This is a genomic window from Alteromonas sp. McT4-15 (assembly GCF_020515205.1).
In the GTDB taxonomy this organism is placed as follows: domain Bacteria; phylum Pseudomonadota; class Gammaproteobacteria; order Enterobacterales; family Alteromonadaceae; genus Alteromonas.
The window spans coordinates 126,044-138,072 of record NZ_JAJALG010000003.1 but is presented as its reverse complement, the minus strand read 5'-3'; the positions used below and the strand labels follow the sequence as shown (position 1 = coordinate 138,072).

The 12,029-nt window shown below is 44.4% G+C and carries 8 protein-coding genes; 4 read left to right on the top strand and 4 right to left on the bottom strand.

Translation table 11 applies throughout. The annotated features are described in order from the left end of the window. Nucleotides 1-26: 26 nt before the first annotated feature. Nucleotides 27-254, bottom strand: coding sequence for a hypothetical protein (locus tag LHL20_RS03895; RefSeq protein WP_226432406.1), 228 nt, complete (start codon nt 252-254; stop codon nt 27-29). 378 nt (nt 255-632) lie between these two features. Here LHL20_RS03895 and tadA point away from each other — a divergent pair, with 378 nt between their 5' ends. After that, entirely contained in the window at nt 633-1,136 is a 504-nt protein-coding gene (tadA, locus tag LHL20_RS03890) for a tRNA adenosine(34) deaminase TadA (protein WP_413228877.1), read from the top strand. A gap of 365 nt (nt 1,137-1,501) precedes the next feature. Here the strand turns inward: tadA and mltF are convergent, their stop codons facing one another. Further along, nucleotides 1,502-2,884 carry a membrane-bound lytic murein transglycosylase MltF gene (mltF, locus tag LHL20_RS03885; RefSeq protein WP_226432316.1) on the bottom strand — a complete coding sequence of 461 codons (1,383 nt, stop codon included), beginning with the start codon at nt 2,882-2,884 and terminating at the stop codon, nt 1,502-1,504. 176 nt (nt 2,885-3,060) lie between these two features. Between mltF and purL the strand changes: the two genes are divergently transcribed. Together purL and LHL20_RS03875 are read left to right on the top strand one after the other, a co-directional pair. Continuing rightward, on the top strand, nt 3,061-6,948 hold the full coding sequence (gene purL / locus LHL20_RS03880) for a phosphoribosylformylglycinamidine synthase (RefSeq protein WP_226432315.1): 3,888 nt from the start codon (nt 3,061-3,063) through the stop codon (nt 6,946-6,948). 294 nt (nt 6,949-7,242) lie between these two features. Beyond that, nucleotides 7,243-7,383 carry a hypothetical protein gene (locus LHL20_RS03875; RefSeq protein WP_201283734.1) on the top strand — a complete coding sequence of 47 codons (141 nt, stop codon included), beginning with the start codon at nt 7,243-7,245 and terminating at the stop codon, nt 7,381-7,383. An 88-nt stretch (nt 7,384-7,471) separates the two neighbouring features. Here LHL20_RS03875 and smrA read toward each other — a convergent pair whose 3' ends face one another. Further along, complete coding sequence (gene smrA, locus LHL20_RS03870) at nt 7,472-8,059, bottom strand: DNA endonuclease SmrA (protein WP_202264094.1); 588 nt, start codon at nt 8,057-8,059, stop codon at nt 7,472-7,474. 216 nt (nt 8,060-8,275) lie between these two features. Here smrA and LHL20_RS03865 point away from each other — a divergent pair, with 216 nt between their 5' ends. Then, entirely contained in the window at nt 8,276-8,791 is a 516-nt protein-coding gene (locus tag LHL20_RS03865) for a hypothetical protein (RefSeq protein ID WP_226432314.1), read from the top strand. A 20-nt stretch (nt 8,792-8,811) separates the two neighbouring features. Here the strand turns inward: LHL20_RS03865 and LHL20_RS03860 are convergent, their stop codons facing one another. Continuing rightward, on the bottom strand, nt 8,812-12,021 hold the full coding sequence (locus LHL20_RS03860) for a carboxypeptidase-like regulatory domain-containing protein (protein WP_226432313.1): 3,210 nt from the start codon (nt 12,019-12,021) through the stop codon (nt 8,812-8,814). Between the last annotated feature and the right edge of the window lie 8 nt (nt 12,022-12,029).

Here is a 12,029-nt window from a genome sequence, read left to right as displayed (position 1 = left end):
CTGGCCTTGCTGCATAGAAATCTAGGTTAGGCTACGCGATCTTTTTCTAAATCGGCAAATTGCTTTTTCAAATCATAGCGCTCATCGGTAACGATTTTTTCAAGGACCGAAACACGCTCTTTTAGTTCAGCAATTTCTGCTTTGTAAGCATCAGTCTCTTTGCTATTTAGCTTTTTTTTACTTTTGTCTTTGGCACTATCGATAATAGTTACAAGCGCCCAAGCACAAATGGCAACAATGGCAACAGCGGTCATATTCACGGCGGTATCCCTCTCAGATGGCGTTAAAAGAGTGTAGATGAAAACTCGGCAATTTACCTGTTTCGTCTATTTTTCTACTTACTGCTATATCCCTTTTGTTACTATAGCCCTAAATGGCATAGCGTTTCAGCATTAAATGTAACGAGTTACGAATAGCAAGTATGGTTATATTGTAAGATTGCAAATACATTGCCAAGTGACAAAAGTCACTATTTTATAATGAGTTAACGCGACCTAGTACATTTGTGGCTACAGCCTTTTGAGTAATTTCACCATCCAAGTTAGTTAAATTGACGAATGAGTAACGAAAATAATCAATTGTTGGGCTCCGAGATGGTCCAACAACAAGCTGATAGTATTGACGCCATTTCAATGGTTTCTGAACAAGACATTAAGTTTATGAAGCACGCGCTATCTCTTGCTGATAAGGCGGAGTTGATTGGCGAGGTGCCTGTAGGCGCTTGTATTGTTGTTGACGGTGAGATAGTGGGTGAGGGGTATAATGAGCCTATCACCACACATGATCCTTCGGCACACGCTGAACTTCGTGCGGTGCAACAGGCTGCAAAACAAGTACAAAACTACCGATTGGTCGACGCAACCTTATATGTCACTCTTGAGCCGTGCTCAATGTGTGCGGGTATGTTGGTGCATGCTAGGGTTAAGCGCGTGGTATTTGGCGCATGGGATGCAAAGACAGGGGCCGCTGGCTCAGTAATGAACTTATTACAACATCCTGCGCTTAATCACCAAGCGGAAATCGTCTCTGGGGTGCTTGCTGATGAATGTGCCGACAAATTGTCACGTTTTTTTCAAAAGCGCAGGAAGGAAATAAAAGCTGCCAAAAAGGCGAAAAAGCTGAGCGCTGAAGGCTAGTTTGTTCGAGTTAATTGGGTAAACATATCGCTTGTGACAAATAATTTACGGCGCTGCAGTACTTTTTGATGGCAACGTTTTAACATCATTCTACGTCTATTGTTATTCTTCAATTTTGTTCCTTTTCTCATAAAACGGTTTTTTTTCATTAATCCTCCTTGCAATTGCTTGCGTAACGTGAGGTAAGACAACCATTCAGTCATTCAGTTCAGCGTGTTGCGAGCTTATATTAAACACGCTTTTGTTCAGTTTATGACACTCGCACGATAGTGCGGTGAAATAGGTATATCTCACTATACTTCCTATAAATGACATCGATATGACAATTATCAATAGGCGTAGGATAAATGGCAGGTTAATAGCGCCTATATACGTCCTTGTTCATCAAGCCAGACCAAACTGTCGTAATAGCGGCGAATATTCTCCACGTATTGCAACGCCTCATCGCCTCGTGCATAACCGTATTTGGTGGTGCGGTAGTATTTCTTTTGTCTAAGTTGTGGAAGACGGCGTTTTACATCAACCCACAAGTCAGGATTACCGCCTTGTCGTTGTGTTAAGACTCGTGCATCTTCTAAATGTCCCATTCCAACGTTATAAGCAGCCATTGCCATCCACGTTCTGTCAGGTTCACTAATACGAGCGGGAATGCGACTTAACAGGCTGGCAAAGTAGCGAGAACCTCCACGAATGCTTTGCTCTGGATCGGTTCTGTCATCAACGTTCCAGTCACTTGCCGTATCCATGGTTAACATCATCAACCCCCTTACGCCGGTTCGCGATACCGCCTCGGGTTCCCAATGACTCTCTTGATAACTCATTGCTGCAATTAGTCGCCAGTCCAACTCGCCAGAGTACTTCTGAAATAACGGTTTATATTCATTGAGTACGGTCTCTGCAGATGCGTTAAACGCTCGCGAGTCAACGTAGTCAAATTGCCTAATGTGGCCAAAATATTTGTCTTCTAAAACAGTAAACCAACCAGATTGATGCACGGTTCCAAAGTACTCGATAAGTGCAGCCTTTACAGAGTCGTCTTGATTGAGCGGTAGCGCCCACGCCATTGGCATGTTTTCTTGAAGTGTTAATGCGACAGCAAGATTCGGATGGCGCCTGCGCTGCAGCGCAAGGCGGTTGCTATCTGCCACGGTATAAGCAATGGAGCCATCAGCCACTTGCTGCAGTAACTCTTCAGAGTCAGAGTCATCAGTAGTGACTACTCGTTGGGATGGTTGAAGTGGGGGGGCGAGGTTAAGTCTTTCTTCTAGTAGTTGTGTCTGGCTGCTGCCAGAAACGGTAATAATAGGCTTATCTAGTTGCTCTAGGTCTCGTGGGCGAGTTGTTCCAGCTTGATAAATTAATAATTGTTCTACGTGCTGGTAAGCCGGCCCGTAGTCGAATCGTTTTGCTAGCAGAGGAGTTATGGCATCGCCTGTGGCAACGATATCGAGGTTACCTTCTTCTAACTGCTCAAGCATGACGTCATAGCTATAGAATGGATATAAATCGAGAGTGACGCCAAGAAAATCGGCAAAACCTGCTAACAACTCGTACTCAAAGCCTTGTGGCCCTTCAGCACCATTATAAAAGGTTGCAGCACCGTAGACAGTGCCTACGCGCAACGATTCACGCTCTAACAATGTCGATAAAGCAGTATGCACCGATGGCACACCACAGCTTACAGTCAACATAGATAAAGTGATTACAAGTAAAAGTTTTAATCGCTTTTTGTATTCAAGTAGCGGCATAGACCTTGTCTTATTGTGATTAAACCGTCTAAGTTTAAAAAAAACGTCATGTTAGCGCGTTATGAGGTTATCAAGCGATCATATTTACTCTATAATCCGCGCCGAAATACTCATCAATCCAAGAGGCAACGTGTCGCATTGGTGGTCGTTGTTTCTAACAAACCAGGTAAATCAATATGTTGGTCCTTCGAGGCGCTCCTGCACTGTCAGAGTTTAACCAAACTAAACTGATTGCAAAGCTGGGTCAATCCGGCGTTAAGGTCAAAAACCTTTATAGCGAATATGTTCACCTAGTCGATTCCCAGGGTGATTTGTCTAAGCAGCACATAGAAATATTGGAAAAGCTGCTCACTTACGGCCCCGCGAGGCAAGCACAAACCCCCACTGGAACCCTCTTCCTCATAACTCCTCGCCCCGGCACTATCTCTCCCTGGTCTTCCAAAGCCACCGACATCGCTCATAACTGTAGTCTAAAAAGCATTAATCGTATTGAACGAGGCTGTGCGTTTTATATTGAGACAGAGAGTGAACTGACTGAAGATGATTTTGCTCTGATTGCAAGTTTTCTTCACGACCGTATGACTGAGTCTGTATTTTCGAACACAGACGATGCTGCTGTACTATTTGCCCACACTGAAGCAAATACATTCACCAGTGTAGATGTACTAGGTGAAGGCAAAGATGCGTTGATAAATGCCAATGTCTCGTTAGGCCTAGCTTTAGCGGATGATGAGATCGACTACCTATTTGATAGTTTTACAAAGCTAGGAAGAAACCCTACCGATGTAGAGCTTTATATGTTTGCTCAAGCAAACTCTGAACATTGCCGCCACAAGATTTTCAACGCGAGTTGGACAATTGACGGCGAAGACCAAGAAAAATCGTTGTTTAAAATGATCAAAAACACCTACGAGTTGTTACCTGATCATGTGTATTCCGCTTACAAAGACAACGCGGCAGTCATGGAAGGATGGCAAGCAGGGCGCTTTTTCCCAAATCCGCAGTCACACCAATACGAATACCATCATGAAAATATCGATATATTGATGAAGGTAGAAACGCATAACCATCCAACTGCTATTTCGCCTTTCCCTGGTGCAGCAACCGGCTCAGGTGGTGAAATTCGTGATGAAGGTGCAACTGGTCGAGGTTCAAAACCTAAAGCGGGCTTGGTTGGTTTTACTGTATCTAACTTACGTATTCCGGGGGCTGAGCAACCGTGGGAGATACAGTATGGTAAGCCTCAGCGCATTGTAAGTGCGCTTGATATCATGCTTGAAGGACCACTTGGTGGTGCGGCGTTTAACAATGAGTTTGGTCGTCCTGCGTTACTGGGTTATTTCCGTACGTTTGAGCAAGAAGTTAATAGTTTCAACGGCGTTGAAGTTCGTGGTTACCACAAGCCTATTATGCTGGCTGGTGGATTAGGTAACATTCGTCGTGAACACATCGAGAAAGGCGAGATTACGGTTGGCGCGAAGCTAATCGTGTTGGGTGGCCCAGCGATGAATATTGGCCTTGGTGGCGGTGCTGCATCGTCAATGGCGTCTGGCCAATCGAACGAAGATTTAGATTTTGCCTCTGTACAGCGTGACAACCCAGAAATGGAGCGTCGGTGTCAGGAAGTCATTGATGCGTGTTGGCAATTAGGCGAAAACAACCCAATTCAGTTTATACACGATGTTGGTGCGGGCGGCCTTTCAAACGCATTACCTGAACTTGTCAATGACGGCGGCCGTGGCGGTAATTTTGAACTAAGAAAAGTACTGTCAGATGAACCTGGTATGACGCCACTTGAATTGTGGTGTAATGAGTCACAAGAGCGTTATGTACTCTCTGTTGCACCTGAAAATATGCCAGTGTTCGAAGCGATTTGTGCCCGCGAACGCGCGCCGTTTGCCGTGGTTGGTGAGGCAACGGCAGAGCAACACCTAAACCTTAACGATAGCCAGTTTGATAATAAACCTATTGATATGCCGCTTGATGTACTTTTAGGTAAGCCACCTAAAATGCATCGCGACGTAAGTTCTACAAAAGTCAGCTCGCCTGCACTCGATGAGACAGGTATTACACTAGCTGATGCTGCGAATCGCATTTTATCTTTGCCAACGGTTGCTGAGAAAACGTTCCTAATTACCATTGGCGATCGCTCTGTAACAGGTCTTGTAAGCCGCGATCAAATGGTAGGTCCATGGCAGGTGCCTGTTGCTGATGTGGCGGTAACGGCCACTGCATTTGATACGTATCACGGTGAAGCGATGTCGATGGGCGAACGTACGCCAGTGGCTTTGCTATCGCACGGCGCGTCTGCGCGCCTTGCCGTTGGTGAAGCGCTAACGAACATTGCTGCGGCAAACATTGGCGATATCAAGCGCATTAAACTTTCGGCAAACTGGATGGCGGCAGCGGGACACCCGGGTGAAGATGCTGGCCTTTACGAAGCAGTAAAAGCCGTAGGTGAAGAGCTTTGCCCAGAGCTTGGCCTAACGATACCTGTTGGTAAAGACTCAATGTCTATGAAAACGGCATGGAATGAGAACGGTGAAGATAAAGCGGTTACTTCACCGTTGTCACTGGTTATTTCAGCGTTTGGTGCTGTTAAAGATATCCGTAAGACAGTGACGCCTCAGTTACGCACTGACAAAGGCGCAAGCCGTTTGTTATTGCTTGATCTTGGTGAAGGTAAAAATCGCTTGGGTGCGAGCTGTTTAGCTCAAGTGTATACACAGCTTGGTGATAGCCCAGCGGATGTTGTCAGTGCACAGCGCCTTAAAGGCTTCTTTGACGCCATGCAGGCACTCATTGAAAAAGGGTTAGTTCAAGCTTATCACGACCGTTCTGATGGTGGCCTGTTTACTACAGTTGCTGAAATGGCGTTTGCCGGTAAGACAGGCGTGAGCGTTACACTTGATACCCTTAAAGGCAATGAGGTTGCTGTATTGTTCAATGAAGAACTAGGTGGCGTTATTCAAGTGCTCGAAAGCGATATAGACGCGGTTAATGCTGTGTTGGCCGAGTTTGACCTCACTGACCTTACCCACGATATCGGCACGCTTAACACGACAGACATGATTGAGTTCAGTCGAGATGGCGTTGCTGTACTTACCGACAGTCGCGTTGCTATGCGCACTACATGGGCGCAAACTACGTTTGAAATGCAGAAGCTGCGTGATAACCCTGAGTGCGCAGAACAAGAGCACGCTGCTAAGCAAGACGCTGAAGACCCAGGTTTGCATGTTGCTTTGTCTTATGATGTTAATGAAGACATTGCTGCGCCTTATATTGCTAAGGGCGTCAAGCCAAAAGTCGCCATTCTAAGAGAGCAGGGCGTCAATTCGCATCTTGAAATGGCAGCGGCATTTACTCGCGCAGGCTTCGACGCTATCGACGTTCATATGAGTGATGTGTTGGCCGGTCGTATAACGCTTGAACAGTTTGCTGGCCTTGCTGCTTGTGGCGGTTTCTCTTACGGTGACGTACTCGGTGCGGGCGAAGGCTGGGCTAAGTCTATTTTGTTTAATAGTATAGCGCGCGACCAATTTGAAGGCTTCTTTAAACGCAACGACACCTTTAGCTTAGGTGTATGCAACGGCTGTCAGATGCTATCAAACCTTAAATCATTGATTCCTGGTACTGAACACTGGCCACACTTTGTCACTAACCAGTCGGCGCGATTTGAAGCCCGTGTTGCTATGGTTGAGGTAATGGAGTCTAAGTCGGTGTTACTTGACGGCATGGCGGGTTCTCGTATGCCAATTGCCGTGTCACACGGTGAAGGTCAGGCTGAATTTGCCAACGATAATGCCCTGGCACAAGTGAGTGCGCAAGTGGCGATGCGTTATGTAGACAACTACGGCAAGCCAACGATGCAATACCCGGCAAACCCAAATGGTTCACCACAAGGGATCACAGGTTTAACGTCTTCAGATGGGCGCAGTACAATTATGATGCCGCACCCAGAACGTGTATTTAGAGCGGTAGCGAACTCGTGGCGTCCGGATGATTGGCAAGAAGATGGCGCGTGGATGCGTATCTTTAGAAATGCACGCAAATTTGTTGGCTAATAACTGACGGATCTCAGTAATAAGTAAAACGGCTATTTTGAAAGATTCATCATCAATGCGTGTTGAATTTAAACAAAAATAGCCGTTTTTTTACCAAAGTAGCAGACCTTTTGTGTCAAACCTTTGGCAAAGCGTCAAAAATCTGCTTTTTGCTCTTGTCAATAGCGGATCTCTGATCTATTGTAGTGCAAGCAAGGAATGCGCTTAGGTTACAGGAGTTTAGTTGGGGTTGTACCAGTGGTAAGCAACGTGGTTGCGAAGTCATACGCTGGCTTTAATAATAAGAGACGACTAATGAATCGTTCTTCAAAAGGGTTTGGCTTAACCGGAGTAGCTGTTGCTGTAGTTCTGATGTTCGTTACTGCTGTGTTTAGCACTTCAGCGAAATCAGCCGATGCTCCATCGACGCTTAGTGTGCAGTCTTCAGTTAAGTAGTCTGAAAGAAAAATTCTAACGCCCGTAGCAGGTTTCCTGTTACGGGCGTTACTCATTTAGGGGGCTAAAAAACGCGAGATAATACGCGTTAGCGTTTTCTGTTATTTTCCCTATTGATCATCTTCTGATCAGGATGTTTTTTAAGTAAAACATAAGTAGCCCCAAAACCGCCATGCAATGGTTGGGCTGTGTGAAACGCAATGACCTCTTCAAGCTCACGCAGCCAATGGTTCACATAACTTTTCTTTAAAGCTGGAAACGGCTTACTGTCAAGGCCTTGTCCGTGTTGAATAAGCAGTGCGCGAACGCCCCGCTCATGACTTTGTTTAATGGTTTGATAAACGCGATCACAACTTTCTTTTAATGAAATTCCTTTTAGCGAAATTTTATTCTCTAAAGGGTATTTGCCCAAACGAAGTTTTTTAAACACCCCATCTTGGATCCCTGGTTGTTGAAAGGCTATAAAATCATCAGGCGGTACCGGTTTTACGCCTTCCATACTCAGAGGATTTAATAACTTATCTCGAATACTATCTTGGGAGGATGCGCGTTTTCGTTTTTTCTCTAGCGCACTTTCTGGGTCGTGAAGTTGAGCCACATTATCGCTTTTAATACGTCTAACGTCTTTCATTTCATCAAAGAACGAACTTAAATCATCATTATCTTCATACATCATGGTTAGCTCCCGTTAACTACTCGCTTCTTTGATTCGCTTACTTTAATGTGGGGCGCAATATTGTTTTTACAATATATCCATTCGCATACGACTAGGTAATGCATTCTGATCTTATACTTTTGTCTATTTATACTTTGGTATATATAGAAGGTGATTTTTCGTCGCTGGATATTAAGCACAAGGTTAAGAATAGGCTATAATACTCAGTATTATCTGATGAGTGTTCTAATTATGTTTTTACGTCTAACGCTATTGTGTTGCCTATTGATTACTGTGCCGGTTACTGCCGCGTCCACAGTATTCCAGGCTGCAGTTACGGCATTCGACGAACCGAGTATCAGTGAGGCGAGCCCACTGCATTTTGGAAGCATACTCAACACTTCAGGCTCAACCTGTTCGCTTGACAACTCTGGTACGGTATCAGGCGCCTGCGTGAGCGCTAACGCCAATATCTCTGTTGGGCTAATCGATATATCTGGGTTGCTTGCCAACCAAGAATATCAAATTGAAGTCGTCGGTTCTGATAACGGCATACTGCGTTTTCAGCCTGCCATAACGGTCGATAGTATAGTCAGTACGGATAGCGATGGCGATCAAAGTGTTTCCGTTACTACTATTCAGCCAACCGACACCATGACTATCAGTGTGCATGGAAACTTAGAAGTGTTGTCTGAATTGCAAAGCAGTGACACATATCAAGCCAGTTATACCGTTAACGTAAACTTTCAATAACCCTTTTAATTCAATGCGCTCTAGTGAAGAACGTTCGCAGCGCGGATCATGAACGGTGCGTCTCGATATTGATGATCGAGGTAGTCATCAACACACGTACCATTTTCGTTAACCGGTGCTAACAATCGATAAAATGTTGCATCTGCAGGTGAGTTTGGCACAAGCAATAATTCTGGGTGTAATATAAGTATTTGTGGGTTTACGGATGCCTTGGAGTAGTATGCAGACAACTGACATATTTGTTTGGGTAGGCTCTTTGCAAGTGCACGTTGCGACTCTTCAATTTTCTCATCAAATTCATAAACAACCGTTTCTCTTGTCCAATCTTCGCCTTCATAGCGCGTAACAGGACTAATAAATGCGTTACTAAACGCAACGTGACTTTGAATTGCTTCTAAAAATAGCGATGCATCAGTAATACTTGTAAACCCGCCAACCGTTACATAGGTCATGGCTAATCTATGATTGCGATAATACTGCATTGAGCTCGGTGTAGTAGGGAGGTGTCTAACGACTTCACTTATCGAACGAGCATGTCTAAAAATACCAATTTGTATTTCGTATTTAACATCGGCATCAATAATCGAACTTTCGGTAAATTGACTATCATCGTCTAATTGGAGACCTTGTGACGATTCGATTGACTTGATAAGTTTGATGTCGTCTAAGTAGATGGAATCACCTTCAGTAGGTGCAATAAATGACAATGAATTGCTACTTACGCTTAGCGCATTTCGTTGTAAGTAGCCTTCGTCTATTTCAAGTTCGTACTCCCCGGGTGGAAGTTGCGTAACGTAAAAATAACCATCACTCTCGGTATAAGTTGTGGCCACATTATGGCCACTTTCATCAACAATGTTTAATTGAACCCTGGGGGCGCCGCGACTTTGTTGTTCGCTAACAAGGAAAAGTGTGCCTTCTACATCGCTTATGGTGTGTACCGGTAAATTCACTTGGTTTACACCACCGCTGTGCGTCAGTACTTCAACATTATTGTCTGCGGCTATCATATAGAGATCGGGCAGTGAGGCGCTATCAATCGATAACGTTTGGAAATTGTGACTGGTAATAATGCGCGCTTTACCTTCTTCATTGGTGTAATCATTGCGCCATTGCGAATTACCTTTGAAGTTCACACCCTCTAGAGGTTGCTCATTGCTGTCGAATTGATTGTTTCTGTTTGCATCAAGGAATGCAAAAGCATCTATTCTGCCTGCTGCTGGAGTAGCCGCTCTGTCAAAATTAAATGCGCGACTGTACGGGTTATAATTGATATTGCCTGTAAACGTGAGATTTATTGACCAGTCGCCATCTTCACCAAGCGTTCCTCCTAATCCCACGTTAACAAAGTCGAAGGTCCAGTTGTGCTGATGTTGCACTTCAAGGTTGTTCGTACCGCTTGCTCTGTACTGTAAGCGTGTTTCTCGATGCTGAGATAGTAAATAAGGCCAGCGCAATGCAACATAAAACGTGTCGGTATTAAAGCCATCTGACGGAACAAAGTCCCAAGCACTGGCAACTTGCCAGCCTTCAATTTGCTTAGAGTAATACAATCGGCCTGTTACAGGTTCCGCAGTATTCTTGCCTAACACTACACCACCAGAAAACGTACCGCCCAATAAATTATTATTTATGTTTAGCCCGAGGCTAGCATTGTCATCTGTTCGCTTAAACGTACGATACGACAGGTTGGCGTTCCAGCCTAGCCGCCCAAATAATTCAGTTTGCCCATTAATTCGAGCGGTGGTTTCGTTTTCAATAAGCGAGTTTTCACCATAGCGCTGACTAACAAAGTCACTAAGATGTCGATTTGAAAAGTTAAATACAACATCCTGATTTATCCTTCCATTCCATCCAACAAACGTCGCATAACCACCTTGTTCTTGCTGTGTAAGGGATACATGCAACGCAGAACCTTTAAATTGCGTGTCTATTGCGCTGGTGTAATAATCGAGTGGTGTATCGTTAAGCCATAAACGTTGGTAAGTGCCAGATATACTTGTATCATCAGTTAAGCCCACGCCTACCTTCGCTAATACTGATTTCCCTAAACCACTTTCAGAAACTTTGCCATCTAACAAGCGATAATTATTGTCATTCACCCCAAAACTAAAATCGATGTCACCTTTTTGTGTTTGCTCTTGCCCAACACTAACAGTTTGATTTCGGGTTTCCTGTTGTCCTTCAGGACCGTAAAGTTTAAGTTCGAAGAAGTTGTTTCCGTAAAACGTATCTATATCTTCAAACAGTACTTTGTTTTGATCGTCACTGAATTTTTCATCGATAAACTGCCCATTTCTAAACAGCTGCACACGCCAACCCGGAAGTACAAACTCTTCAATAGTGGTTTTGGAAAAGTTCCGTCGCCCCTTGTCATCGCCGTTGTGAACGAGGAAACCCAGCGATTGGCTGGGGGAGGTGACAACATTGTCTCCGATTAATTGAATATCACCTAATTCGTAGGTTAAGCCTCGTTCGCTAAGTAACGTCGCGGTATCCTCTAACGTTCTCGTCAGTCGTAAGAAGTGTTGGCTAGTATCCCTTACTCTACTCATTCGAAAGTTGGTTTCGTGCTTAAGTAAATCGAAACCAGCATTGATATTGACACTTAATCGTTCTGATTGCGCGTTCCTGTCTTGCGCTACAACGCGATAACTAAACAATGGGGAGGTATAAAAGTGGTACGTATCGTCAATAACACGGTCGATACTCTCGGTATCTTTTTTATAAAACGTTGGGACAATCAACTGAGGCTCTGTGGTATCTATAAATTCTATATCATTGCTGGTAAGACTTAATACCAAAAGTGAATCATCGAACTCATAACTTACGGGCAGCAAAGCTGGCAGCGCATTTACATCAATGTAAAGGTCAAAATCGTCTTTACTCCAATAAAGGAAGTCGCGAGAGTTTGTACTGGTAGATGAAAATTGAATATCAAAATCGCAGTGGCTTTCAGCGCCTTGCGAAGCAATATTATTCGTAGGAATGTCTATGTTCCAATTCAGGCCCATTGCATCAACAAGAAGTGAAACAGGCACAAGCAAATGATCATCGACGTTGTAAACATCTAAACCGTCCCACACCGGGCGCCCGTTTAAACGTAAAACGGCAATATAAAAGTTGTCTTCGTCGAGTGTTACGCGCTTAAAAGGCTCGTCAAGTTTACAATTTGCCGCAAGCGCACTATTTGTTAACGCAAGCAGCAAAAGCAGAACGAGCCTGAACATAAAGATCT

Coding starts and splice junctions, on each gene's coding strand:
- LHL20_RS03895 (WP_226432406.1), bottom strand. CDS start 254: ATGACCGCTGTTGCCATTGTTGCCATTTGTGCTTGGGCGCTTGTAACT.
- tadA (WP_413228877.1), top strand. CDS start 633: ATGGTTTCTGAACAAGACATTAAGTTTATGAAGCACGCGCTATCTCTT.
- mltF (WP_226432316.1), bottom strand. CDS start 2,884: ATGCCGCTACTTGAATACAAAAAGCGATTAAAACTTTTACTTGTAATC.
- purL (WP_226432315.1), top strand. CDS start 3,061: ATGTTGGTCCTTCGAGGCGCTCCTGCACTGTCAGAGTTTAACCAAACT.
- LHL20_RS03875 (WP_201283734.1), top strand. CDS start 7,243: ATGAATCGTTCTTCAAAAGGGTTTGGCTTAACCGGAGTAGCTGTTGCT.
- smrA (WP_202264094.1), bottom strand. CDS start 8,059: ATGATGTATGAAGATAATGATGATTTAAGTTCGTTCTTTGATGAAATG.
- LHL20_RS03865 (WP_226432314.1), top strand. CDS start 8,276: ATGAGTGTTCTAATTATGTTTTTACGTCTAACGCTATTGTGTTGCCTA.
- LHL20_RS03860 (WP_226432313.1), bottom strand. CDS start 12,021: ATGTTCAGGCTCGTTCTGCTTTTGCTGCTTGCGTTAACAAATAGTGCG.